Raw genomic sequence first — 23,595 nt, forward strand, 5'->3', positions numbered from 1 at the left:
CGAGCCTTCGGTTCAGAGGACCTACGCATGAACCAGGAACTGGTGAATTTCTTCAATCCGGCCCAGAAGCCGGAGACCTTCGACAGGATCAAGATCTCCATCGCCTCGCCGGAGCGGATCAAGAGCTGGTCGTTCGGTGAAATCAAGAAGCCGGAGACCATCAACTACCGGACCTTCAAGCCGGAGCGCGACGGCCTGTTCTGCGCCCGCATCTTCGGTCCGATCAAGGACTACGAGTGCTTGTGCGGCAAGTACAAGCGCATGAAGTACAAGGGCATCACCTGCGAGAAGTGCGGCGTCGAGGTCACCGTCTCGAAGGTGCGCCGCGAGCGCATGGGCCACATCGAGCTGGCCGCGCCGGTGGCGCACATCTGGTTCCTGAAGTCGCTGCCGAGCCGCATCGGCCTGCTGCTCGACATGCCGCTGAAGGACCTGGAGCGGGTCCTGTACTTCGAGAACTTCGTGGTGATCGAGCCGGGCCTGACCCCGCTCAAGAAGTATCAGCTGCTCACCGAGGACCAGGTCTTCGAGGCGCAGGAGGAGTATGGCGAGGACGCCTTCACCGCCGGCATCGGCGCCGAGGCCATTCGCGAGCTGCTCATGAGCCTGGACCTGGAGGCCGAGCGCACCCGTCTGCGCGAGGAGCTGGAGCAGACCAAGTCCGAGCTGAAGCCGAAGAAGATCATCAAGCGGCTGAACGTCATCGACAGCTTCATCGAGTCCGGCAACCGGCCGGAGTGGATGATCCTGACCGTGATCCCGGTCATTCCGCCCGAGCTGCGCCCGCTGGTGCCGCTGGACGGTGGCCGCTTCGCGACTTCGGACCTCAATGACCTCTATCGCCGCGTCATCAACCGTAACAACCGTCTGAAGCGGCTGATCGAGCTGCGCGCGCCGGACATCATCGTCCGCAACGAAAAGCGCATGCTCCAGGAAGCGGTGGACGCGCTGTTCGACAACGGCCGCCGCGGCCGCACCATCACCGGCGCCAACAAGCGTCCGCTCAAGTCCCTCAGCGACATGCTGAAGGGCAAGCAGGGCCGCTTCCGCCAGAACCTGCTCGGCAAGCGCGTGGACTACTCGGGCCGTTCCGTGATCGTGACCGGTCCGGAGCTCAAGCTGCACCAGTGCGGCCTGCCGAAGAAGATGGCGCTGGAGCTGTTCAAGCCGTTCATCTACTCGCGCCTTGACGCCAAGGGTCTGTCCATGACCCTGAAGCAGGCCAAGAAGTGGGTGGAGAAAGAGCGCAAGGAGGTGTGGGACATCCTCGACGAGGTGATCCGCGAACACCCCGTGATGCTCAACCGCGCGCCGACGCTGCACCGCCTCGGCATCCAGGCGTTCGAGCCGGTGCTGATCGAGGGCAAGGCGATCCAGCTGCACCCGCTGGTCTGCGCCGCGTTCAACGCGGACTTCGACGGTGACCAGATGGCCGTGCACGTGCCGCTTTCGCTGGAAGCCCAGCTGGAAGCCCGCGTGCTGATGATGTCGACCAACAACATCCTGTCCCCGGCGAACGGCAAGCCGATCATCGTGCCGTCGCAGGACATGGTGCTGGGCATCTACTACCTCTCCATGGAGCGCAAGGGCGAGCCGGGCGAGGGCATGATGCTGGCGGACATGCAGGAAGTGCACCACGCGCTGCACTCCAAGGCGGTGACGCTGCACTCCAAGATCATCACCCGCGTCCCGCAGACGGACGAGAACGGCAACACGTACCTGAAGCGCGTGGAGACCACGCCGGGCCGCATGCTCATCAGCGAGACCCTGCCGAAGTCGCACAAGGTGCCGTTCGAGATCGTCAACCGTCTCCTCACCAAGAAGGAGCTGGGCGACGTCATCGACACCGTGTACCGCCACTGCGGCCAGAAGGAGACGGTGCTGTTCGCAGACGCCATCATGGCGCTGGGCTTCCGCCACGCCTGCATGGCCGGCATCTCCTTCGGCATGGATGACATGGTCATCCCCGAGGAGAAGGCCAAGCTGGTGGATGAGACCCGCGCGCTCGTGAAGGAATACGAGCAGCAGTACCAGGACGGTCTCATCACCCAGGGCGAGAAGTACAACAAGGTGGTCGACGCCTGGGCCCAGTGCGGCGACAAGGTCGCCGACGCGATGATGAAGCGCATCTCCTCGACCCCGGTCGACCCGGAGACGGGCCGCGAGCTGCCGATCAACTCCATCTACATGATGGCCCACTCGGGCGCCCGTGGTTCGCAGGCCCAGATGAAGCAGCTCGCCGGTATGCGCGGCCTCATGGCCAAGCCGTCGGGCGAGATCATCGAGACGCCGATCATCTCGAACTTCAAGGAAGGCCTGACCGTGCTGGAGTACTTCAACTCCACCCACGGCGCCCGCAAGGGTCTGGCCGACACGGCGCTCAAGACGGCGAACTCGGGTTACCTCACCCGCCGTCTGGTGGACGTGTCGCAGGACTGCGTCATCATCGAGGAGGATTGCGGCACCGAACGCGGCCTCGAGATGACCGCCATCGTCGAGGGCGGCCAGGTGATCGTCAGCCTCGCCGAGCGCATTCTGGGCCGTACCGCGGCCATCGATGTGCTCGACCCGAAGACCGGCGAGGTCATCGTCACCGCCGGCACGCTGCTCAACGAGCCGGAAGTCGATCGCATCGCCAAGGCGGGCGTGCAGTCGCTCAAGATCCGCTCGGTGCTCACCTGCGATACCGAGCAGGGCGTCTGCGGCAAGTGCTACGGCCGCGACCTGGCGCGCGGTACGCCGGTCAACATCGGTGAGGCGGTCGGCGTCATCGCCGCCCAGTCCATCGGTGAGCCGGGTACGCAGCTGACCATGCGGACGTTCCACATCGGCGGCGCCGCGCAGGTGTCCGAGCAGTCGTCCATCGAGGCGTCTGTCGACGGCCGCATCGAGCTGCGCAACGCCCACACCGTGGAAGACAGCCGTGGCCGCCTCATCGCCATGGCCCGCAACATGGAGCTGGTCATCATCGACGCCGAGGGCCGCGAGCGCGCCTCGCACCGCATCGCCTACGGCGCCCGCCTGCTGAAGCGGGAGGGCGACCAGGTGACGAAGGGCGAGCGTCTGGTGGAATGGGACCCCTATACCCGCCCGATCATCACCGAAAAGGCGGGTGTGGTGAAGTATCAGGATCTCATCGAGGGCGTGTCGCTCTCCGAGAACACCGACGAAGCCACCGGCATCACCAGCAAGGTGGTGGTGGACTGGAAGTCGCAGCCCAAGAGCGGCGACCTGCGTCCGCGCATCACCCTGCTGGACGAGTCCGACGGCACCACCGAAGCCGCCCGCTACTTCCTGGCGGTGGACGCGATTCTGTCGGTCAACGACGGCGACCGTGTGGCCGCGGGTGACGTGATCGCCCGTATCCCGCTGGAAGCCGCCAAGACCCGCGACATCACCGGCGGTCTGCCGCGCGTTGCCGAGCTGTTCGAGGCCCGCAAGCCGAAGGACCACGGGATCATCGCCCAGGCCACCGGCCGCGTCGAATTCGGCAAGGACTACAAGACCAAGCGCCGCATCATCATCCGTCCGGAAGATGGTTCGGATCCGGTCGAGTACCTGATCCCGAAGGGCAAGCACATCTCGGTGCAGGAAGGCGACTTCATCCAGAAGGGTGAGTACCTGATCGACGGCAACCCCGATCCGCACGACATTCTCGACGTGCTGGGCGTGGAGGCGCTGGCCAACTACCTGGTCAACGAGATCCAGGAAGTCTACCGCCTCCAGGGTGTGAAGATTAACGACAAGCACATCGAGGTGATTGTTCGCCAGATGCTGCAGAAGGTGGAAATCACCAAGTCGGGCGACTCCACCCTGCTGCCGGGCGAGCAGATCGACCGCGAGGAAATGGACGAGATCAACGCCAAGCTCATCAAGGAAGGCCGCGAGCCTGCCGAGGGCAAGCCGGTGTTGCTCGGCATCACCAAGGCCTCGCTGCAGACCCGGTCGTTCATCTCGGCGGCGTCGTTCCAGGAGACCACCCGCGTCCTCACCGAAGCCTCGGTGCAGGGCAAGGTGGACCGCCTGACCGGCCTCAAGGAAAACGTCATCGTCGGCCGCCTCATCCCGGCGGGCACCGGCGCCGGCGTCAACCGCATCCGCGTGGCCGCCAATGCGCGCGACGCGGCGCTGCGGGCCGCCCAGGCCGCCAAGCAGCTCCCGGCCCCGGAAGAAGCCGCGTCGTAAGACCGGCGTCCATACGGAAGGATTGAGATCAGAGCCGTCGGAGGTAACTCCGGCGGCTCTTCTGCTTTGGCAGGCAGTGCTTGCGGTATGGAAGATGAAAGGGGGTCTTGGACCCCCTTTCGATCCCCCTTTCGTTCCAAACGGCCGTGGTTCCGGTGCAGGTTCGTGCAACGGCCGGATCTCCGGAGGGCAGGGGGCGGATGCAGGGCGCGGCCCGATCAACCCTTCCGGACGTGTTCCCGGTGCGCGCCGGAGACGCCGCCGAAAAAAATGAAAGGGAGGAGCAGGAGGGACCAAGTCCCTCCTGCAAAATCCGAAAAGACCCGCTAAACCAAGGCCCACCCACTCTTGTGCAAAAGGTGCCCCTGTGTCTGTTCGTCCCGTTGTTGCTGTTCTTGCGTCCCGTGACATGCTGCCGGATGTGCCGGATCGGCGGAAGGATGCCCACGAGGGGGACGCGCAGGTGGCGCTGATGCGCCAGGCGCTGGCGCAGGTCGGGCGGGATCTGGAGGTCGTGCAGTGGGATGGCGAGGGGATTGACTGGTCGCGCTACGAGGCGGCGATCACCGCCATCACCTGGGACTATGCAGAGCGGCCCGAGGCGTTTCTGGCGCGGCTGGAGGCGATTTCCGCCGAGACCCGCCTCATCAACAGTGTGGACGTGATCCGCTGGAACATGCGGAAAACCTATCTCAGGGATCTGGCCGGGCGCGGCGCGCAGCTGGTGCCGACCCACTGGGCGGCGCGGGCGACGCCGGAGGCGGCCGAGGCGGCCTTTGCCGAATTCGGCGCGGACCGCATTGTCATCAAGCCGGTGGTGGGCGCGGGGGCATGGCGGCAGGTTCTGCTGCGCCGGGGCGAGCCCTGGCCGGACGCCGAGGCGCTGCCGCCGCACGAGGCCATGATCCAGCCGTTCCTGCCCGCCATCCAGAGCGAGGGCGAGTACAGCTTCATCTTTCTGGGCGGCCAGTTCAGCCATGCGGTGATCAAGACGCCCAAGGAGGGCGACTACCGCATCCAGGTGAGCTTCGGCGGCGTGGCCGAGCCCTATCTGCCGTCCATGGAGGATCTGGCGGACGCCCGGGCCGTGCTGGACTCGGTGCCGGAGGATGTGTTCCATGCCCGGGTGGACATGGTGCGGGCCGAGGACGGGTCCCTGTTGCTGATGGAGCTGGAGCTGATCGAGCCCTACCTGTTCATCGACGACGCGCCGGAGTTCGTGCGCGCCTTCGCCGAGGGCTATGCGACGTTCATCGAGACCGTCTAGCTTCGAAACAGGCTAGCCGCCCCGGCGGGGCACGGGCCCCGCGCGGCTGGCTCCCGCCAATTCTGCCCTAGCGCGCCTGGTCGCCGTACACGCAGGCGCCGCTGCGCCATGCACCGCCCCGATCGAGGCAGGCATCCTCCGCCATGCGCGAGGAGAAGCTGAATAGCGCCAGAACGGAGGCCGCCAGCAGGGCCGTGCCGAGCAGAAGCATGTGCTTGTGGATCGCTGTCATGCGCCAAAGTGTAGCAGGGCGGCAAAGCGTCGCAAGCGGCAGGGACTATCCTTTCTGTCAGGTTCGGCCTTGCTGTCAGTGGGGGGCAGTGGGAGGACAGTGGGGGGCTACACCCCGACCGGCAGGGCGGTGGTGTTCTTGATTTCGCTCAGCGCGATGGTGGACTTGATTTCCTGCACGCCGGGCAGCTTGGAGAGGGTTTCGAAGAAGAACCGCTCGTAGGCTTCGACGTCGGCGGCGACGATCCGCAGGTTGAAGTCCGTCTCCCCCATCATGACGTAGCACTCCAGCACCTCCGGGATCTCGCGGACGGCGGCGGTGAACTCGTCCATGTGCTGGCGGCCGTGGGCGGAGAGCTTCACCTGCGCGAAGATCTGGGTGTTCAGCCCCAGCTTCTTGCGGTCGAGCAGGGCCACCTGCGCCCGGATGTAGCCTTCCTCCTTGAGGCGCTGGATGCGCCGCCAGCACGGCGACTGGGACAGCCCCACCTGCTCGGCGATCTCCGCTGCCGACAGGCTGGCGTCCTTCTGGAGCAGGGCGAGGATCTTGCGGTCGGTACGGTCAAGGGTCGCTTGCATTAATAAACTCACCGATTGAGAAACTGTGCATTAATTTTGCATTATCTTAGCGAAATGCTCCGAAAAAGAAAAGAAAAACCAACGGCTCCACGCTATAACCAGTCCGAGAAGGGGCAAAATCTGCCCCGGAGAGATGCCAGACAGAGAGATGTCGGAAGGAGTTGAGGTGCGGTCATGGTGATGCCGAGCGATCAGGGATATGCCTACCAGGTGGTGACGGAGCAGGATCCGGGCGCGCTGTCGCGCGTGCTGGAGTTCTTCGCGATGAACAACCACATTCCCGAGAGCCTGGCTGCCCACCGCCTCGACGAGGAGGCCCTTCAGGTGGAGGTGACCGTGCCGGACCTGGACTATGCCTCCGCCCGGGTCATCGCCGCCAAGATGAAGCAGATGGTGGTGGTGCGGAACGTGCGGCTGTTTCAGGCCATGCGGAAGGCCCGCGCCAATGCGGCCGGCGGCGTCATGGAGTTTACCGAAGTTCTGATCTAAGGGCCCCGGCCCCGTCTTGACGGGGCGTCAGGGCACCCGGTTCCCGCAACCCGGATGTACGGTTGCGGGTCCTCACAGAGCACCGGTCCGCCACCCGCGGGCCGGTGTTCTGCTGTTTGGCCGGCCCTGTGTCGTCTGGCCCGCTCTCATTGGTCCGTATATTTCTGGGGCCCTGTTTCAATCCGGGCCTTCAAATCCGACCGGGTCTCCCCTATATTCGGTGTGCCGCCTCGCGCGGCTATGGCGATAAACGGTGTCGTGGAATAGACACAGCGGACCCGGGGGCGGTACCCGGCACCTCCACCACAAGCGCCGTCGCAGGAGGATGCGACGTTTCTGATGGGGGTGAACTAGGATCGACGTGTGTTCAAAGACGACGACCTTCGCCCGGCCCGACTGAGCCGTTAAACCGGTCAAATCGACAAATGCCAACGATAACGAGGCATTCGCTCTGGCCGCGTAACCTGATCCGATAGGATAGGGTTACTTCAACCAAAGCGCGGTTCGTGGTGCACCGGGCAACAGAAGCACTAACGCGGCAGGGAGGGCGCCGGGCAACAGAAGTCCCTCCATTTTACTGATATTTCGGCAGCGGGCGAACCCGCCGCTTGACGCCAACGGGGCTGTGCCGCACGGTGACATGGTGACGACAGAATCGCTCATCCCTTACGAAGACTATGTCCAGGCTGCGCTGCGCAGCGTGGTGGCCCGCGTGCTCAAGTCGGTGGAAAAGGGCGGCCTGCCCGGCCAGCACCACTTCTACATCGCCTTCAAGACCCGCTATCCGGGCGTGGTGCTGCCCAAGCAGCTCCTTGAGAAGTACCCGGACGAGATCACCATCGTGCTGCAGAACCGCTACTGGGATCTGCATGTGCACGAGGACTTCTTCGAGGTGAGCCTGTCGTTCAACCAGGTGCCGGCCCACATCGTGGTGCCCTATGCGGCGCTGGTGGGCTTCGTGGACCCGGCCGTGAACTTCGGCCTGCAATTCCAGCCGCCCGAGGCCGAGGTTCTGCCGCAGGCGGTGCCGGACGAAACGCCCGCGCCCCAGGCGGAGGAACCGGCCGCGCCCGCGCCCGCATCCGGCGACGCGCCGGCAGACGAGGGCGGCAGCAGCAACGTCATCACGCTCGACCGCTTCCGCAAGAAGTCCTGACCGGGGCGCCCGCGCTCCTGTTGTCCAGCCTCCCCGCTGCGATCCTTGTGGCGCCTTGATCCTTTCGTGATCGCACTTACCTGAGCACAGCAGCGCCATCGCGTCGTGCGGGGCGGATGGACGGGTAAGGAGCGGATGATGACAACGCGCACGGAAACCGACAGCTTCGGCCCCATCGACGTGCCCGGCGAGCGCTACTGGGGCGCGCAGACGCAGCGATCCATCCAGAACTTCCCCATCGGGGGCGAGCGGATGCCGCCGCCGCTCATCCATGCGCTGGGCTACATCAAATGGGCCGCGGCGCGGGTCAACGCGCGCTTCGGCGACCTGGAAGGCCAGCTGGCGCAGGCCATCGAAACGGCCGCGCGCGAGGTGGCCGAAGGCCGCCACGACGACGAGTTCCCGCTGGTGGTGTGGCAGACCGGCTCCGGCACCCAGAGCAACATGAACGCCAACGAGGTGATCGCGGGCCGCGCCAACGAGATCCTGCTGGGCGTCCGGGGCGGCAAGCATCCGGTGCACCCCAACGACCATGTGAACCGCTCCCAGTCCTCCAACGACACCTTCCCCACCGCCATGCACGTGGCCGCCGCCCGCGAGGTGGTGGAGCGGCTGATCCCGGCGCTCCTCCACCTTCAGGAGGCGCTGGAGGCCAAGGCGGAAAGCTGGGCGGACATCATCAAGATCGGCCGCACCCACCTTCAGGACGCAACCCCGGTAACGCTGGGGCAGGAGTTCTCCGGCTATGCTCACCAGGTCGCCGCCGGGATCGAGCGGCTGAAGGCGGCGCTGCCGCGCGTCTACGAACTGGCGCAGGGCGGCACGGCGGTCGGCACCGGCCTCAACACCCGGCAGGGCTGGGCCGAGGCCATCGCGCTGGAATTGCGGGAGCTGACCGGCCTGCCGTTCGTCACCGCCCCCAACAAGTTCGAGGCGCTGGCCACCCACGACGCCATGGTGGAACTGTCCGGCGCGCTCAACACCATCGCCGTCAGCCTCAACAAGATCGCCAACGATATCCGCCTGCTCGGCAGCGGGCCGCGCTGCGGGCTGGGCGAGTTGAAGCTGCCCGAGAACGAGCCGGGCTCCTCCATCATGCCGGGCAAGGTGAACCCCACGCAGGCGGAAAGCCTCACCATGGTGGCGGCGCAGGTGATGGGCAACCACACCACCGTGACGGTGGCGGGCGCGCAGGGCCACTTCGAGCTGAACGTGTTCAAGCCGGTGATCGCCTACAACGTGCTGCAATCCATCCGCCTGCTGGCGGACGGGGCGCGCTCGTTCACCGACCGCTGCGTCGCCGGCATCGAGCCGAACCGGGAGCGCATCGACGCCATCATCAACGAAAGCCTGATGCTGGTGACGGCGCTCGCGCCCGAGATCGGCTACGACAACGCCGCAAAGATCGCCAAACACGCCCACCACAACGGCACCACCCTGCTGGAGGCCGGGCTGGCGCTGGGCCTGATCACCGAGGAACGCTTCCGCGCCGTGGTGCGGCCCGAGAAGATGCTCGGCCCCTCCGGGGCGTGAGGGCGGAGCGGTGTTTGAATGAGGTTTGATTGCAGGAGGGGCTTACCCCTCCTGCACCTTCCGTTCGATTCAAAGGGGCCGTGTCCTTCAAACCAGGGGCGCGGCCCTGTTCAAATGGGTTGATCGGGATGCACCCGGTCTTTCCCGCGCACGTCCCGAAAAAGGGAGGGAGTGCAGAGGGTCCGCGACCCTCTGCAAAACAAATCCCCGTGTCCTTCCTCATCCGTTGCGGCAACGATTCCCCTTTGCGTCCGGGGCGCAGTGCTGGCACACACGGGGGCATGGAAATAGCATTGCACAGCATGACGGGCTTTGCCCGCACGAGCGGCGAGGCCGAGGGGTGGTCCTGGGCCTGGGAAGTGAAATCGGTCAACGGCCGCAGTCTGGAGGTGCGGCTGCGCCTGCCGGGTGGTTTCGAGGCGCTGGAGCCTCAGGTCCGCGCGGTGTCGCAGGCGCGGCTGGCGCGCGGTTCGGTCAATGCGGCGCTGACGGTGACGCCCGCCGCGGGCACTGGCGGCCTTTCCCTCAATCGCGATTTGCTGGACCAGTATGCGCGGGCGGCGCTGGCGCTGGCGGAAACCTACGGCCTGCCGAAGCCCGGTCCGGCGGAACTCCTGGCCCTCAGGGGCGTGGTGGAGGGGGAGCCGGCGCTGGGCGAGGAGGCACGCGCCGCGCTTCATGCCGCCATTCTGGCGGATCTGGAAAAGGCGGTTGGCGAACTGAGGGCGCACCGGGCGCTGGAGGGTGAGAAGATCGCCGCGCTGCTGGCGTCGCTCCTTGACCGGATTTCCGTTCTGCACGGCGAGGCGGAAGCGGCGTCGCGCGAGCAGCCCGCCATGATCCGCCAGCGGCTGGAGGCGCAGATCGAGAGTCTGCTCGCCGGAGACAGGCGGGTGGACCCGGACCGGCTGGCGCAGGAGGTGGCGCTGATCGCGGTGAAGGCGGACGTGCGCGAGGAGCTGGACCGGCTCAAGGCCCATGTGGAGCAGGCGCAGGCGCTTTTGCGCGCGGGCGGGCCGGTGGGCCGCAAGTTCGACTTCCTGGCGCAGGAGCTGAACCGGGAGGCGACGACCCTGTGCAACAAGTCCGCCACCGTGGAGCTGAACCGGGTCGGCCTTGACCTGAAGGCGACGATCGATCAACTCCGCGAGCAGGTTCAGAATATCGAGTAGTTTGTGGAAGGCGGAAGTCTATGCCCTCGGTGGTTTCCTCCGGCGTGCGCCGTGGTTTGATGTTTGTGCTGTCGTCTCCGTCGGGGGCGGGCAAGTCGACCCTGTCGCGCCTGCTGCTCAAGGACGACAGCAACATCGTCATGTCCGTCTCGGCGACGACCCGCCCGCCGCGCCCCGGCGAGGCGCACGGCAAGGATTACTACTTCGTCAGCCACGCCGAGTTCGACGACATGGTGCGCGACGGCGCCTTTCTCGAATGGGCGACGGTGTTCTCCAACCGCTACGGCACGCCGCGCGGCCCGGTGGAGCAGGCGCTGGCCGAAGGCCGGGACGTGCTGTTCGACATTGACTGGCAGGGCACGCAGCAGCTGGCGCAGCAGGTGCAGGGGGATCTGGTGCGGGTGTTCATCCTGCCGCCCTCCATGCAGGCGCTGGAGCACCGGCTGCGCAGCCGGGCGCAGGATTCCGACGAAGTGATCGCGGGCCGCATGGCGCGCGCGGCGGACGAGATCAGCCACTGGGCCGAGTATGACTACGTGCTGGTCAACGACGATCTGGAACGCTGCTTGTCGCAGGTGAAAACCATTCTGGCGGCGGAGCGGCTCAAGCGGGCTCGACAAATCGGCCTGGCGGAGTTTGTGAAGGGTATGCTCGATACCTAAATAGGCTGGGATGTCATAACCATAAGAGGCTGCTCAATGCGATCACTGATGTGGCTAGGCACTGGATTGGTGGCGGGCCTCGGGCTCGCCTGGGGCGTCACCACCGGGCCGGACGGGACAAGCAACGGGTCGGTGGCGGAAGCGCAGACCGCCCAGACGAGCGAAACCCAGACCCAGCGGGTCACGCCCACATCGACCGCGCAGGTGCAGCTTTCCTACGCGCCGGTGGTGCAGCGGGTCTCCCCCTCGGTGGTGAACATCTACACCAAGAAGGTGATCCAGCGTCAGCCGCTGATGGATGACCCCTTCTTCCGCTTCTTCTTCGGCGGACGGCAGGCCCAGCCCCGGGTGCAGAACTCGCTGGGCAGCGGCGTGATCGTGCGCTCGGACGGCCTCATCGTCACCAACCGCCACGTGGTGGGCGACGCGGACGAGATCATCGTGGTGCTGGCGGACCGGCGCGAGTTCGAGGGCAAGGTGATCCTTCAGGACCAGCGTTCGGACCTGGCGCTGGTGCAGATCGACACCAAGGGCAAGGATCTGCCGGTGATGCTGCTGGGCGACAGCGACCGGTTGCAGGTGGGCGACATCACGCTCGCCATCGGCAACCCGTTCGGCGTGGGCCAGACCGTGACGCAGGGCATCGTCTCGGCGGTGCGCTCCGGCGGCGGGCCGACCGGCTACCAGTATTACATCCAGACGGACGCGGCCATTAACCCCGGCAACTCGGGCGGCGCGCTGGTCAACCTGGCGGGCGAGCTGATCGGCATCAACACCTTCATCGCCTCGCCCACCGGCGGGTCGGTCGGCGTCGGCTTTGCCGTGCCGGTGAACATGGTCAAGTCGATCATCGGCGCGGCGGGCACCGGCAAGCTGGTGCGCCCGTGGGTCGGCGTCGAGGGTCAGGCGGTCGATTCGGATATCGCGGCGGGGCTGGGCCTCGACCGGCCGCGCGGCGTGCTGGTCAACCGGCTGAGCGCCAAGTCTCCGGCGGCGGCGGCGGGCCTGCGGGCGGGCGACGTCATCACCGCCATCGACGGCAAGGAAGTGACCGACAGCTCCGAACTTCAGTTCCGCGTCGCGACCAAGAACATCGGCTCCACGGCCATCTTCACCGTGCTGCGCGACGGCAAGGCGCAGAACATCAAGGTCAAGATGTCCCCGCCGCCGGAGGTGCCGCCGCGCAACCTGACCGTGCTGCGCGGCAATCACCTGTTCTCCGGCGTGCAGGTGGGCAACCTCTCGCCCGCCTTCGCCATGGAACTGGGCGGCGGCCTGCCGGAGCAGGGCGTGGTGATCCTCGAAATGGCGGCCAACTCCCCGGCGGCGCGGCTGGGTGTGCTCCAGCCCGGCGACATCATCGAGGCGGTCAACGGCACCGCCATCGCGACGGTGGACCAGCTGCAATCGGTGCTGTCCAAGAGCGGATCGGGTGCCATCTCCTTCCGCTTCCAGCGCGGCAACCAGCGCGGCGAATGCGCGGTGCGCCCGCCCGCCTACATCACCTGCCGCCAGTAGGGGTTTTTTTGAGGGGATTTTTTGCAGGAGGGGCCCCGTGCGCGGAGGCGCACATTCAATGGCCCCTGCGCGGAGGCGCACAAACGATCACTCCCCTCCTGGCAACCTCCCAATCGATTCAAAGGGCCGTGTTCTTCATGAAGGGCGCGGCCCTTTTTTATGGGTTCATCGGGATGCACCCGGTCTTTCCCGCGCACGTCCCGAAAAACGAAGGGAGTGCAGAGGGTCCGTGACCCTCTGCAAAAATCCCCTGAAAAAATCAAAACAGGAAAATCAGACCGTCGGTTTCTGCACGAAGCCCTTCGGCGTGATGCCGGGCGAGGGCTCAAGGGCGATGTCGGTCACCCGGGCGTGTTCCGGCCCCTGCCAGCAGCGGCGGATCATCTCGTCGACGGTGGCTTCGGGGCCGACGAACAGGGCCTCGACCGTGCCGTCCTCCCGGTTGCGGACCCAGCCGTCCAGCCCCAGTTCGGTGGCGTTGAGGACGGTCCACTTGCGGTACCACACACCCTGCACCCGGCCGGAGATGCGGGCGCGCACGGCCTTGTGCCCGGAGGGGAGGGGGTTGGCGGGAAGGGAAGAGTCTTCGGTCATGTCGCTCGCTCCCTGTTCTCGGGGGGAAGGGGCTAGGCCGCGCGCAGCAGCGCGAGAAAGCGGGCGGCGGCCAGCAGGTCGGCGCGCCGGCTCTCGCGCGCCTTTTGCGCCAGCGAGTCCTCGCCCCATTTTTCCACCTGGTAGAGTTCGTCCAGTTGCCCGGCCTCGAAGGCGGCCTCGGGGCTGATTTCCCCCTCCCGCAGCGCCAGCGCGATCACCAGCGAGCCGGTGATGGTGGTGAGGGTGTGGAGGGGTGCCAGCTCCCAGTCCGACAGGCTGTCAACGGCGCGGGCGAGGCGCTGGAGCGCATCCTCCCCCTGCCGGCGGTGCATGATGCCGGCGGTCACGGTGAGGTTGACGTCGTAGCGACGGCGGGCCCAGTCCACCAGCGGGTTCCAGGTGCGGGCCTGCCGTTCGGCAAGGTCCGTGGGCCATTCGGCGCGGTAGCAGATCAGGTCGTTCTCGCCGTAGCGGCTGATTTCCCCGACCACCGCCGCGCGCTGGGGCGAGACCCGGTCGATGGCGGTGTTGGCGTGGCGGGTGAGCGGCATGGCGGCCGGATCGATGGTGTCGGTCTGCGCGTCCCACTCCGCGGCCATGGCCTCGGCCAGCGCCCCGGCGGGCACCACCAGCACCGCCTTGGAGGGGGTGCGCACCGGCCGCCCGTCCAGATGGATCTGGAAGCCGCCCTCCGTGGGGGCGACGGAGACCTGCTTGTAGAAGCGTTTCATTGCGTCATCGAATCCTTCAGCATGAGCCGCAAGCCCCACAGGCTGAGGGCGAACATCAGCGCCACGGAGGCGACGAGCATCTTGATGCCCAGCCGCCGGGTTTCGGCCTCGCCATAGCCGATGAGCGCGCCCAGCTCCAGCCGGGCCAGCACCGTGATGGCGAGCGCGAGCAGGACAACGCTGGCGATGCCGCCAAGGGCGAGCAGAATCTTGTGGGACCGGGTCACAGGTGGTGCTCCAGCACGTCGTGCAGTTCCTCATACCGTTCGATGACGGCGACGGCGCCGGCGGCGCGCAGCTCGTCCGGGTCGTGGTAGCCCCAGGCGACGCCCACGGGCAGGACGCCGGCCGCCACGGCCATCTGGATGTCGTAGACCGTGTCGCCCACCATGGCGGTACGCTGGGGGTCGGAGGCGGTCTCCGTCATGGCCGCGTGCAGCATGGAGGGGTGCGGCTTGGAGGGGTGCCGGTCCGCCGTTTGCAGCGTCACGAAGTGGCGTTCGATGCGGTGCTCGGCAAGGCACAGCTGCAAGCCGCGATCGGACTTGCCGGTGGCGATGCCCAGAAGCGAGCCCTGCGCTTCCAGCGTCTCCAGCACCTCGCGGGTGCCGTCGAACAGGGGCTCGTGGCTCAGCCCGCCCGTCGCCCGCAACTTCTGGAAGGCGAGCTTGTACTCCTCGGCCAGCACGAGGTGCAGGTCCGGCTCGGCGTCGGGCAGGATGGCCCGCATGGCCTCCACCAGCGACAGGCCGACGATGCGCCGGGCCGCCTGGGCGCAGGGTGCCTCCAGCCCGTGCTTGTCGAAGCACAGGGCGAGGGCCTGGACGATGTTGGCCTGGCTGTCCACCAGGGTGCCGTCGCAATCAAAGACGACGAGAAGGGGATCGCGGGTCATGCGCGGCGCTGCTCTGATCTGCTCTGTCCTGCTCCGGTGTTGCTCCACGCCCGGTCGCGTCCGCCTCAGGACGGGCGGCCCTTGGGCTTCTTCAGACGCCGTGCGCCGCGGCGGCTGTTGCGCTTGGCGAACTGGCGGGCCTTGACATAATCGTCGCCGGTGCGGGCCTTGAAGGCGGTGCGCTTGTGCGGGCCCTTGCGGCTGGCGGCCAGATCGCCTGCGGCAACGCCGCTCTCCGCCAGCGGGTCGAACAGCACGTCGTCCTCGCGCGGCGGGGCGTCGTCGGCGAAGCCGAACATCTCCCAGCTGTCCCGCATGTGCTGGGCCATGGGCGCGGTGATGGAGAGCGGCTTGCCCGACGGGTGCTCGATGGTGAGCGAGCGGGCGTGCAGGTGCAGCTTGCGGCTGACGCCGCCGGTGAGGAAGGCGTCGGCCCCGCCGTATTTGGCGTCGCCCACGATGGGGCAGCCGAGTGCTTCGGCGGCGTGCACGCGGATCTGGTGGGTGCGGCCGGTGAGCGGCTCGAACTCCACCCAGGCGGCGCGGGTGCCCGCGCGCTCGATGACGCGGTAGCGGGTCTTGGCGGGCAGGCCGTTCTTCTCGTCGATGGTCATCTTCTCGCCGCCGGTGCCCGGCATCTTGGCGAGCGGGGCGACGATCAGGCCCTCGTCCGGCTGGGGGTCACCCACCACCAGCGCCCAGTACCCCTTCTTGGCGGTGCGGCCCGCGAAGGCCTTGGAGAAGAAACCGGCGGCGTTGGCGGTGCGGGCGAGCAGCAGCACGCCGGAGGTGTCCTTGTCCAGCCGGTGGACGAGGCGCGGCTTGTCCGGGCGGCCGAACTTGAGGGCGTCCAGCAGCCGGTCCACGTGGTTTTTCGTCTTGGTGCCGCCCTGCGTCGCGAGACCCGGCGGCTTGTTGATGACGATGGCGTAATCGTCCCGGTGAATGACCAGGCTCTGGGCGTATTCGATCTCGTCCGGGGTCAGCTCGACGACCGGGCGGCTCCAGACGGCGGGGCGCTCCTCCACCTCCTCGACGGGCGGAATCCGCAGCACCTGCCCGGCCGCCAGCCGGTCGCCGGGGGTCACTTTCCGGCCGTCCAGCCGCAGCGCGCCGGTGCGCGCCCAGCGGGCGACGAGGGTGAAGGACACGTCCGGCCGGTTCCGCTTGAACCAGCGGTCCACGCGGATGCCGTCGTCCTCCTCCGATACCACCGCCTCGGTTACGTTACTCATGCCCAAACCGTCCTTACCAGCCACAGCCCAAGGAAAAGCGCCAGAAGCGAGGCAAGCACCGAGCCTGCCGCGTACAGCGCCGCCGTGGAAAACTGGCCCTTTTCCAACATTAATGCGAGTTCCAGACTGTAACTCGAAAAGGTCGTGAAACCGCCGAGCACGCCCACCGCCAGAAACAGGCGCAGGGCTTCGCTGCCGCCCCGCAGGGCCAGCACCTCAGTCAGGATGCCCATCAAGAGGCCTCCTAGCACATTTGCCGCCAGTGTGCCCCATGGAAAAGCGCCTCCGGCCAACGCGAAGAACGCCTTGCCGAGGAGATAGCGGCCGGTCGCGCCGATGCCGCCGCCGAGGGCGACAAGGCCGATGGCCTGAACGGGAGAAACCAGTGTCATGCTATGCCTTTTTGCTCAAGCGACGCCGAAAATCCATCCTTCGGTGCGGGCGATTATCGGCGTGAGGCCGTCAGGCTGCCAGACGCGCGGGTCTTCCGCCAGATGACGCAACCCGGCGCTGCTGACGAGCGCATCGGCGAGATGGTTGTCCGCCCTGGTGAGCGGGCGCGCCGGGTCGGCGGGATCAGCGCCGAGCTGGCCGAGCGCGCGGTTGAGGCTGTCCCGGCTGGCAATCTTGCCGTTGGCGCGCCCGCCATGGCCGGCAAGGGCGCGGCGGATGAACAGGCGCGGGAAAATCTCCACCACCACCGGGCCCCGGGCGGGCAGGGGATCGAACGGCCAGACCGCGATGCCGCTGGCCCGCAGCCGGTGGAGCAGGCGCATACCTGCAAGGCTCGCCTTGCCCACCTGACTGCTGCCGATGCACACGAAAAGGGACGAGGGCGTGCCGAGGCCGTGGCGCCGGACCTGCGCCTCGCACCGGCGCAGGCGCGCGAAGGGGGCGCGCGCGCCGCAGGAGGCGCCGAAGTAGAAATGCGGCCGCAACGCCGTCTCGATGAGGCGGGCAGCGCCCAGGTCTTCATCGGGCGCTTCGGCGTCCACGAAGGCCCAGAAGGCGGGGGCGGTCTGGTGGGGGCAGCCCGGCAGGTAATGGCCCCGGTCCAGATATGGCGGCGCGAAGGAAAAATCGAAACCGATGAGCGCGCGGGTGCCCGCCTGCGCTGTCACGAACGCCAGCACGGCCTCGCGTGACCAGCATCCCCCGGGCGGGGCGACCCGGACGGGGGCGTCGCGGCCGGGGGCACATTCGGCAACCTCGATGGCGCGATGGCGGCGGCCCGCCGCTCCCGACCAGTCGATGGCGATGAACCTGTCGAACGCGCGTTCCCGCAAACGGCGTCTCCTATTCCGATCGCCGCTTGCGCCGCAAACCCTCCCAGTAGTCGAGCCGCTTGCGGATGTCGCGCTCGAAGCCGCGCTCGTTGGGGCGGTAGAAGTCCGGCCGGTTGGGGCCGGCCAGCGGCTCGGGGAAGAATTCCTGCCCCGAGAAGGCGTCGGGGAAGTCGTGGTCGTACTTGTAGCCCTCGTGGTAGCCCAGCTCCTTCATCAGCCTGGTCGGGGCGTTTAGGATATGCTTGGGCGGGGCGAGCGAGCCGGTCTGCTTCGCCAGCGCCAGCGCTTCGTTGAACGCGGTGTAGGCGGCGTTGGACTTGGGGGCCGTCGCCACGTAGGCGATGGCCTGGGCGAGGAACAGCCGCCCCTCCGGCCAGCCCACCCGCTCGAACGCCTGCCAGGCGGTGATCACCTGCACCATCGCCTGCGGGTCGGCCATGCCCACGTCCTCCGACGCGGCGCAGGCGAGGCGGCGGAAAATGGTCGTCGGCTCCTCGCCGCCCGCGATCATCCGCGCCGCCCAGTACATGGCGGCGTTGACGTCGCTGCCGCGCAGGGATTTGTGGAAGCAGCTGAGCAGGTTGTAGTGGCCTTCCCGGTCCTTGTCGTAAACCGGCAGGCGGCGCGCCAGAACTTCCGAGAGGGCGGCCGTATCCATGGGGCCATCGACCGGCAGGCCCAGCAGCATCTCGGCGCTGTTGAGCAGGAAGCGCCCGTCCCCGTCCGCCATGCCGACGAGCGCGGCGCGGGCCTCCGGCGTGAGCGGGAGCGGTTTCCCGGTCGCCTCCTCGGCCCGGTCGAGCAGTTTCCCGAGCGCCGTCTCGTCCAGCCGGTTCAGCACCAGCACCTGCGTGCGCGAGAGCAGCGCCGCGTTCAGCTCGAACGAGGGGTTCTCCGTTGTCGCGCCGACGAGGGTGACGGTGCCGTCCTCCACGTAGGGGAGGAAGCCGTCCTGCTGGCTGCGGTTGAAGCGGTGAATTTCGTCCACGAACAGGAGCGTGCCCTCGCCCATGCGCGCGCGCTGGCGGGCCTGGTCGAACGCCTTCTTGAGGTCGGCAACGCCCGAGAACACGGCGGAGATCTGCACGAAATGCAAATTCACCCGGTCCGCCAGCAGGCGGGCGATGGTGGTCTTGCCGGTGCCGGGCGGGCCCCACAGGATGAGGCTCGGCAGCTTGCCGCCCGCCAGCATCCGGGTGAGAGCGCCGTTGGGGCCGGTCAGATGCTCCTGTCCCACCACATCCTCAAGCGCGCGGGGGCGCAGCCGCTCCGGCAGCGGCTGGCGCTCGGCCTTCACGGCGGACTCAGGCGGCGGGCTGTTTCCAAACAGGTCGGACATGGGCCCGTTCTATCGCGCCCGGTGCCGGGGGGAAATGTCTAAAAATCGGCGGGGTGCCAGGGGGGCGGTCCCCCGGGCGAGTCCCTATGACGCTGCCGGGGCGGGGGTGTCGGCGGGCAGGTCCGGCTCGGGGGCGGGCTCGCCGGCGGCCGCGTCCTCGGGGGGACGGGCGTAGACCTCCGCCAGCAGCTGGTCGATGAGCCCGGTGACGCGGCGCAGGCGCGGGCGCTCGGCGTTCAGGATTTCGAGGAAGGCGTCGCGCTTGAAGCGCGCCACGTCCTGCGGGGAGAGGCGCACGGCGGGTGCGGCGCTGGAGAGCACGATGTCGATGAGCCGCTCGGCGGCATGCAGGCGGCCCCACAGGTAGTCGTTCTCCCGATAGGCGCGGGAGAGGAAGGCGCCGAAGGTGGCGAACTGCACGCCCTTCAGCGTGGCCTCCGGGCCGCCGTCGCGCAGCGAGGTGGCGTCGGAGGGCGACAGGCGGTCCACCTTGATGCCTTCCATTTCCTCGGCGCCCGGATCGAGCATGGGCAGGGTCACCAGATCGAAGAACGGAAAGCCGAGGAAGGCGAGCAGCACCTGGCGGCCCACCTCCGGGTCGGGCATGGCGATGACACATTCGGCCATGCGCCGGTCCACCTCCTCGTCCAGCGCCACCAGCTTGAGGGCGTCGCCCAGCGCGGTGATGGCCGTGGAGGGGTCGAGGTGCAGGCGGGAGAGGCCTTCCAGATAGTGCAGCTCAGGGGCGGTGCCGGTCTGGCGCTGCAACAGCGGCGCGAGCGCGGCGTAGAGCTGCTGCTTGGCCACGTCGAGCGCCGGGTGGCTGACGAGCCCGAGGGAGCCGTACAGTTCGTTGACGCGGCGGATGACAAAGCGCAGGCGGCGGATGCGGAACCCGAGGTCGAACCGGCGCAGGAATTGCAGCCAGGGCAGGTGCTCGCCCAGGTGCTCGCTGAAGTGCGGGCCGAATTCCCCGAGCGGCAGGATCTTCGCCTCGTGCGCCCAGTGGCGGACAAGCTGGAGCATGTCGTGCTGGGCGGTGCTGCTTCTGCGGTTGCTGAGGGTGCAGAGCAGGGCGGCGATTTCCTCCAGCGTCCGCGCCACCTTCAGCTCGGCGTAGCCCTTGTAGGTGAAGCCGGAGCGGTCCGCCAGCCGCTGCTGGGCGAGGATGCGCCACTGGGCGATGGTCTCGGGCCGGGCGCGTTTCACATTGAGGCGCTCGCCGAAGGCATCCTCGATGGCGGCGTCGATATCGGGCGTAAGGCTGTTGATGATGGCGCGCACATTGGCCTGGTGGGCGCTCAGATCCTGCAACCGCTCCAGATCGTCGCGGATCGGCTGCTGGCGCGGGATGGTGGACAGGGCGCTGACGATGGCCCCGAAGAACGAGGCCTCCTCGTCGCGGCGGGATTGCAGATCCTTCGGATAGGGCTCGATGTAGACGATGCGGCGGTCCACCTCGCGGTGGGCGGTGCGGTTCTGGAGCGCCTGGATGGCGGCGTCGAACGGCTTGTTGTTGAGCACACTGCCGTCGATGAGCGGAATGGTGGCCGGGTCGCGCCCGTCCAGCGTCCAGGTGGGGAACAGCTGCTCGATGAAGGCGGAGCGGGCCCGCCACACCTGCCCGCGCGCGGCGAGAATGCCGTCGATCTCCGCCAGCCGCGCGGGCGGAAAGGCGCCGGGAAACGAGGCGGTGGCGCGGGCGGCGAAGGCGAGGCTGGCGTTCTCGGCCAGTTTGCGCTGGCCGAGCGGATGGGTGCCGGGATCGTGGAACGAGATGACCAGCCGGTGCTCGCGCTCGTTGATGCGCGGCGGGGAGTGGAGCCGCAGCGTCTGGTTGTGGCCGTGATAGTCGGTCACGGTGACCATGAGGTCGAGCGGGTGGCCCGGGGGCAGCAGCGAGCCGGAGCGCACCCGCGTCTGGTCCATGGCTTCCAGCCCCTCGTAGAGCAGTTCGGCGAAGCCCTGGCCGGAGAAGGGCGGCTCGAACCAGCGCGAGCGCACCAGCGCCGAGAACTTGGCGTGCACTTCCTCGGCGGTGTCGGTGTCGATGGCGCTGTTCTCCGCGACGCGGCGCGCGCGCCAGCGCTCGTAGAGCCAGAGCAGCGGGCGCATGTAGGCCTTGCTCCAGGGGGTCGCCGCCTGATGGGGATCGAGCAGCCTTTCCACATCGGCGTTGCGCATCCACAGGTCGGTCAGGGGTTCGAGCGACAGGTCCTCGGCGATGGCCTTGGCGAGAAACACGCCGTTGATGCCGCCGGCGGACGCACCGGCGATCACATCCACCAGCACGCGCAGCTCCACCGTTTCGGCAAGGCGGGCGAGCAGCGCGAAATAGACCTTTTCCGTGTCCAGAACCCGGGTGTCGCGATCGAGCGCCGCGCTGCGCTGGTCCGGGGGCAGCTCCCGCGTGTCCCGCCACGCCTTGGAGGCGCGTTGCAGCTTCCAGATCTCCTTGGTGATGCCGTGCATGTAGACAGCGAGCGAGACGCCGCCGTAGCACACCAGCGCCAGCCGGAGTTCCTTTTCCTTCATGCCCTTGCCTTGCTCCTGCGCCGGCACCCTATCGGAGGTGCGGCGTCTGCGCCAGGAGCGAAAGCCGAACAGATTCATTGGTCCCCACTCCCGTCATGCCTGTGGCACGATTGGCCATGCCGGCCAAGTGTACAACCCGGCGGGAGGAAGCGGAGCAAAAAATAACCCCACCCCCCGGCCGGGAGGCCAGAGGGGCGGGGTGAAGGACGGCTTGACCGCAGCGGGGGGCTGTGGCGTTCCGCCGGAGCCATGCGGGCAGGCTTTACCGGTCTTCGTCCCGCAGCTTGGAGCCCTGACCCGGTTGGCCGGTCTGACCTGTCCGACCTGTCTGGCCGGACTGGCTGGATTGGCCGGATTGGCCGGATTGGCCGGTCTGGCCCATACGGCCGCCCTGGCCGCTCTGACCGCTCTGGCCCTGCTGGCCGGTCTGGCCGCCCTGCTGGCCGATCTGGTCACTCTGGCCGAGGCCGGACTGGTCGCCGTAGCCGCCCTGCCGGCCCTGGTCGGACTGGCTGAACTGCTGGCCGCGCTGACCGGTCTGGCTCTGCTGGTCCGCCTGATCCTGCTGGCTGAACTGGCCCTGCTGGCCGCGCTGGCTCTCCTGGCCCTGCTGCTGACCACGCTGGCCCTGTTGGCTCTGCTGGCGTCCCTGCTGATCCTGCTGCTTCTGCTGGTTTTGCTGGCTCTGCTGACGCTGGTTCTGATCCTTGCGGTCCTGAGTCATGGTCATCTCCCCTATGGGTATCCTGGGCTTCTTGAAGACGGCAGGAGTCTGCCGGCTCAAAGCCAACGGATGGGGGAGGGGCAGGTTCCTGCCCGCCCTGCGGCAGAGCCCCAGTCATTTCGGCCTGCTCAGCCCTTCCGGTCATGTGGGGTTATCGAGGCTGAACAGGCTGGCGTTTTCGTCGTAGGCGAAGATTTCGGCGTAACGGCCCCACTGGATCACCGTGTTCAGCGTGCGGGTGGCCGACACCTCATCGAGGAAATCCTGAATTTCGTCGATAAAGCGGCTGGCCGGGGCGTGATGGCTGGCCCGGTCGTCCAGCACCCGGCGGATATGGGCGGCAAGGGGCACGCAGGCCAGCAGATGCCGGGCGAAAAGCTGCTTGCGCGCGTCCACGTCGGCGGCGGCGAAGCGCCGCCCGGCGGGCAGCAGCCGGAGGTCGCCGCCTTCCAGTTCGGCGAAGCGGAAGAGTTGCAGCACCTCGGCGATCGGGAACAGCTCGTCCACCTCGTAGTGAGTCTGGTCCGCCAGTTGCGGCAGGTCCGCCGTGCCGTTGTAGGGCTCCGCCGCCAGCGCCTCGATCAGGCCGGCCATGGCGTTGGTCGAGACCCGCGGCAGCGCCATGCCGAGCCCCGCGTCGGGGAACAGCCCCTCGCGCGGCTGGCCGGGCGCGGCCCGGGCGGTCATGCGCGCATAGATGTCCTCGACCATCGCCCGGAAGGCGGGGTCCTGCCGGTTGCGCGGGCGCGGCAGATCGACCCGGATCTCCGCCACCACCCGGCCGGGGTTGGAGGAGAAGATGAGGATGCGGTCGCACATCAGCACTGCCTCCTCGATGTTGTGCGTGACGAGCAGGATCGACTTGATCGGCATCCGCCCCTCGGACCAGAGGTCGAGCAGATCGGTGCGCAGCGTCTCGGCGGTAAGCACGTCGAGGGCGGAGAAGGGCTCGTCCATCAGCAGGATGTCCGGGTCCACAACCAGGGCGCGGGCAATGCCCACCCGCTGGCGCATGCCGCCGGACAGCTCCTTGGGATAGGCGCTCTCGAAGCCGTCGAGGCCGATGAGGTCGATCGCGGCCAGCGCGCGCCGGCGCCGTTCCTCGGGCGGGACGCGCTTGGCCTCCAGCCCCACCTCCACATTCTGGAGGACGGTGAGCCACGGAAACAGCGCAAAGCTCTGGAACACCATGCTGACGGTGGTCTGGCCCTGCGGGCGTGGGAAGGAAATGCTGCCCTCGGACGGCTGCACCAGCCCGGCGATCGAGCGCAGCAGCGTCGACTTGCCCGAGCCCGAGCGGCCCAGCAGGCCGACGATCTCGTTGTCGTGGAGGGTGAGGTTGACGTCATCGAGCACGGTGAGGCCCGGGCCGCTGCCCTTGCCATAGACGTGGCGGACATGGCGGACATCGACGAGCGGCAGGGTCTGCGCAAAGACAGGCGCGAAATTGTTCATGGGGATAGT

The 23,595-nt window shown here is 67.6% G+C and carries 21 protein-coding genes and 1 other RNA gene; 9 read left to right on the plus strand and 13 right to left on the minus strand.

Annotation, left to right across the window (positions count from 1 at the left end; genetic code table 11):
* Window positions 1–27: 27 nt before the first annotated feature.
* Together rpoC and ACSJJU_RS11380 are read left to right on the plus strand one after the other, a co-directional pair.
* Window positions 28–4,185 (plus strand): DNA-directed RNA polymerase subunit beta', encoded by a 4,158-nt coding sequence (gene rpoC / locus ACSJJU_RS11375; RefSeq protein WP_435915590.1) that lies wholly within the window; start codon window positions 28–30, stop codon window positions 4,183–4,185.
* 367 nt (window positions 4,186–4,552) lie between these two features.
* Window positions 4,553–5,452 carry an ATP-grasp domain-containing protein gene (locus ACSJJU_RS11380; protein ID WP_435915591.1) on the plus strand — a complete coding sequence of 300 codons (900 nt, stop codon included), beginning with the start codon at window positions 4,553–4,555 and terminating at the stop codon, window positions 5,450–5,452.
* Window positions 5,453–5,519: 67 nt separating this feature from the next.
* On the opposite strand, the gene ACSJJU_RS11385 is transcribed toward ACSJJU_RS11380, so the two are convergent.
* On the minus strand, window positions 5,520–5,684 hold the full coding sequence (locus ACSJJU_RS11385) for a hypothetical protein (protein ID WP_435915592.1): 165 nt from the start codon (window positions 5,682–5,684) through the stop codon (window positions 5,520–5,522).
* A 107-nt stretch (window positions 5,685–5,791) separates the two neighbouring features.
* Entirely contained in the window at window positions 5,792–6,262 is a 471-nt protein-coding gene (locus ACSJJU_RS11390; RefSeq protein WP_435915593.1) for an Lrp/AsnC family transcriptional regulator, read from the minus strand.
* A gap of 174 nt (window positions 6,263–6,436) precedes the next feature.
* On the opposite strand from ACSJJU_RS11390, the gene ACSJJU_RS11395 reads away from it, so the two are divergent.
* From ACSJJU_RS11395 to ACSJJU_RS11425, 7 genes are all read left to right on the plus strand, one after another.
* Window positions 6,437–6,751, plus strand: a complete 315-nt coding sequence (locus tag ACSJJU_RS11395; protein ID WP_435915594.1) for a hypothetical protein — start codon at window positions 6,437–6,439, stop codon at window positions 6,749–6,751.
* 185 nt (window positions 6,752–6,936) lie between these two features.
* Window positions 6,937–7,287: a transfer-messenger RNA gene (ssrA, locus tag ACSJJU_RS11400) on the plus strand.
* 104 nt (window positions 7,288–7,391) lie between these two features.
* Window positions 7,392–7,907, plus strand: coding sequence for an SspB family protein (locus ACSJJU_RS11405; RefSeq protein WP_435915596.1), 516 nt, complete (start codon window positions 7,392–7,394; stop codon window positions 7,905–7,907).
* Between the two features lie 135 nt (window positions 7,908–8,042).
* Window positions 8,043–9,440: a class II fumarate hydratase gene (gene fumC, locus ACSJJU_RS11410; protein WP_435915598.1), complete on the plus strand. Its 1,398-nt coding sequence runs from the start codon at window positions 8,043–8,045 to the stop codon at window positions 9,438–9,440.
* 302 nt (window positions 9,441–9,742) lie between these two features.
* On the plus strand, window positions 9,743–10,612 hold the full coding sequence (locus tag ACSJJU_RS11415; protein ID WP_435915599.1) for a YicC/YloC family endoribonuclease: 870 nt from the start codon (window positions 9,743–9,745) through the stop codon (window positions 10,610–10,612).
* Between the two features lie 20 nt (window positions 10,613–10,632).
* Window positions 10,633–11,274, plus strand: a complete 642-nt coding sequence (gene gmk, locus ACSJJU_RS11420; protein ID WP_435915601.1) for a guanylate kinase — start codon at window positions 10,633–10,635, stop codon at window positions 11,272–11,274.
* Between the two features lie 36 nt (window positions 11,275–11,310).
* On the plus strand, window positions 11,311–12,792 hold the full coding sequence (locus ACSJJU_RS11425) for a Do family serine endopeptidase (RefSeq protein ID WP_435915603.1): 1,482 nt from the start codon (window positions 11,311–11,313) through the stop codon (window positions 12,790–12,792).
* A gap of 273 nt (window positions 12,793–13,065) precedes the next feature.
* Here ACSJJU_RS11425 and ACSJJU_RS11430 read toward each other — a convergent pair whose 3' ends face one another.
* The 11 genes from ACSJJU_RS11430 to ACSJJU_RS11480 form a co-directional block, all read right to left on the minus strand.
* Window positions 13,066–13,386: an acylphosphatase gene (locus tag ACSJJU_RS11430; protein WP_435915604.1), complete on the minus strand. Its 321-nt coding sequence runs from the start codon at window positions 13,384–13,386 to the stop codon at window positions 13,066–13,068.
* Window positions 13,387–13,418: 32 nt separating this feature from the next.
* Window positions 13,419–14,117 carry an ATP12 family chaperone protein gene (locus ACSJJU_RS11435; RefSeq protein WP_435915606.1) on the minus strand — a complete coding sequence of 233 codons (699 nt, stop codon included), beginning with the start codon at window positions 14,115–14,117 and terminating at the stop codon, window positions 13,419–13,421.
* Window positions 14,114–14,344, minus strand: coding sequence for a hypothetical protein (locus ACSJJU_RS11440; RefSeq protein ID WP_435915608.1), 231 nt, complete (start codon window positions 14,342–14,344; stop codon window positions 14,114–14,116). Before ACSJJU_RS11440 ends, ACSJJU_RS11435 begins: the two co-directional genes overlap by 4 nt.
* Window positions 14,341–15,012 carry an HAD-IA family hydrolase gene (locus ACSJJU_RS11445; RefSeq protein ID WP_435915609.1) on the minus strand — a complete coding sequence of 224 codons (672 nt, stop codon included), beginning with the start codon at window positions 15,010–15,012 and terminating at the stop codon, window positions 14,341–14,343. Before ACSJJU_RS11445 ends, ACSJJU_RS11440 begins: the two co-directional genes overlap by 4 nt.
* Before the next feature lie 65 nt (window positions 15,013–15,077).
* Window positions 15,078–16,247 (minus strand): RluA family pseudouridine synthase, encoded by a 1,170-nt coding sequence (locus ACSJJU_RS11450; RefSeq protein ID WP_435915610.1) that lies wholly within the window; start codon window positions 16,245–16,247, stop codon window positions 15,078–15,080.
* Window positions 16,244–16,639, minus strand: a complete 396-nt coding sequence (gene crcB, locus ACSJJU_RS11455; protein WP_435915611.1) for a fluoride efflux transporter CrcB — start codon at window positions 16,637–16,639, stop codon at window positions 16,244–16,246. Before crcB ends, ACSJJU_RS11450 begins: the two co-directional genes overlap by 4 nt.
* Window positions 16,640–16,654: 15 nt before the next feature.
* On the minus strand, window positions 16,655–17,533 hold the full coding sequence (locus ACSJJU_RS11460) for a hypothetical protein (protein WP_435915612.1): 879 nt from the start codon (window positions 17,531–17,533) through the stop codon (window positions 16,655–16,657).
* A 10-nt stretch (window positions 17,534–17,543) separates the two neighbouring features.
* Window positions 17,544–18,872 (minus strand): replication-associated recombination protein A, encoded by a 1,329-nt coding sequence (locus ACSJJU_RS11465; protein WP_435915613.1) that lies wholly within the window; start codon window positions 18,870–18,872, stop codon window positions 17,544–17,546.
* 84 nt (window positions 18,873–18,956) lie between these two features.
* Window positions 18,957–21,407: a patatin-like protein gene (locus tag ACSJJU_RS11470; RefSeq protein WP_435915614.1), complete on the minus strand. Its 2,451-nt coding sequence runs from the start codon at window positions 21,405–21,407 to the stop codon at window positions 18,957–18,959.
* Window positions 21,408–21,669: 262 nt separating this feature from the next.
* A complete protein-coding gene (locus tag ACSJJU_RS11475) occupies window positions 21,670–22,131 on the minus strand; it encodes a hypothetical protein (protein ID WP_435915615.1) in 462 nt (153 codons plus the stop codon).
* Window positions 22,132–22,272: 141 nt separating this feature from the next.
* Complete coding sequence (locus ACSJJU_RS11480; protein WP_435915616.1) at window positions 22,273–23,586, minus strand: ABC transporter ATP-binding protein; 1,314 nt, start codon at window positions 23,584–23,586, stop codon at window positions 22,273–22,275.
* Between the last annotated feature and the right edge of the window lie 9 nt (window positions 23,587–23,595).

This window comes from Pedomonas sp. V897, assembly GCF_051304405.1.
Lineage (GTDB): Bacteria > Pseudomonadota > Alphaproteobacteria > Sphingomonadales > Sphingomonadaceae > Pedomonas.

Excerpts from the sequence above, each read along its gene's own strand:
- ACSJJU_RS11415 (WP_435915599.1), top strand. The coding sequence starts at position 9,743 with ATGACGGGCTTTGCCCGCACGAGCGGCGAGGCCGAGGGGTGGTCCTGG.
- ACSJJU_RS11395 (WP_435915594.1), top strand. The coding sequence starts at position 6,437 with ATGGTGATGCCGAGCGATCAGGGATATGCCTACCAGGTGGTGACGGAG.
- ACSJJU_RS11470 (WP_435915614.1), bottom strand. The coding sequence starts at position 21,407 with ATGAAGGAAAAGGAACTCCGGCTGGCGCTGGTGTGCTACGGCGGCGTC.
- rpoC (WP_435915590.1), top strand. The coding sequence starts at position 28 with ATGAACCAGGAACTGGTGAATTTCTTCAATCCGGCCCAGAAGCCGGAG.
- ACSJJU_RS11435 (WP_435915606.1), bottom strand. The coding sequence starts at position 14,117 with ATGAAACGCTTCTACAAGCAGGTCTCCGTCGCCCCCACGGAGGGCGGC.
- ACSJJU_RS11450 (WP_435915610.1), bottom strand. The coding sequence starts at position 16,247 with ATGAGTAACGTAACCGAGGCGGTGGTATCGGAGGAGGACGACGGCATC.
- ACSJJU_RS11390 (WP_435915593.1), bottom strand. The coding sequence starts at position 6,262 with ATGCAAGCGACCCTTGACCGTACCGACCGCAAGATCCTCGCCCTGCTC.
- ACSJJU_RS11480 (WP_435915616.1), bottom strand. The coding sequence starts at position 23,586 with ATGAACAATTTCGCGCCTGTCTTTGCGCAGACCCTGCCGCTCGTCGAT.
- fumC (WP_435915598.1), top strand. The coding sequence starts at position 8,043 with ATGATGACAACGCGCACGGAAACCGACAGCTTCGGCCCCATCGACGTG.
- ACSJJU_RS11405 (WP_435915596.1), top strand. The coding sequence starts at position 7,392 with ATGGTGACGACAGAATCGCTCATCCCTTACGAAGACTATGTCCAGGCT.
- ACSJJU_RS11425 (WP_435915603.1), top strand. The coding sequence starts at position 11,311 with ATGCGATCACTGATGTGGCTAGGCACTGGATTGGTGGCGGGCCTCGGG.
- gmk (WP_435915601.1), top strand. The coding sequence starts at position 10,633 with ATGCCCTCGGTGGTTTCCTCCGGCGTGCGCCGTGGTTTGATGTTTGTG.
- ACSJJU_RS11445 (WP_435915609.1), bottom strand. The coding sequence starts at position 15,012 with ATGACCCGCGATCCCCTTCTCGTCGTCTTTGATTGCGACGGCACCCTG.
- ACSJJU_RS11475 (WP_435915615.1), bottom strand. The coding sequence starts at position 22,131 with ATGACTCAGGACCGCAAGGATCAGAACCAGCGTCAGCAGAGCCAGCAA.
- ACSJJU_RS11430 (WP_435915604.1), bottom strand. The coding sequence starts at position 13,386 with ATGACCGAAGACTCTTCCCTTCCCGCCAACCCCCTCCCCTCCGGGCAC.
- ACSJJU_RS11385 (WP_435915592.1), bottom strand. The coding sequence starts at position 5,684 with ATGACAGCGATCCACAAGCACATGCTTCTGCTCGGCACGGCCCTGCTG.
- crcB (WP_435915611.1), bottom strand. The coding sequence starts at position 16,639 with ATGACACTGGTTTCTCCCGTTCAGGCCATCGGCCTTGTCGCCCTCGGC.
- ACSJJU_RS11465 (WP_435915613.1), bottom strand. The coding sequence starts at position 18,872 with ATGTCCGACCTGTTTGGAAACAGCCCGCCGCCTGAGTCCGCCGTGAAG.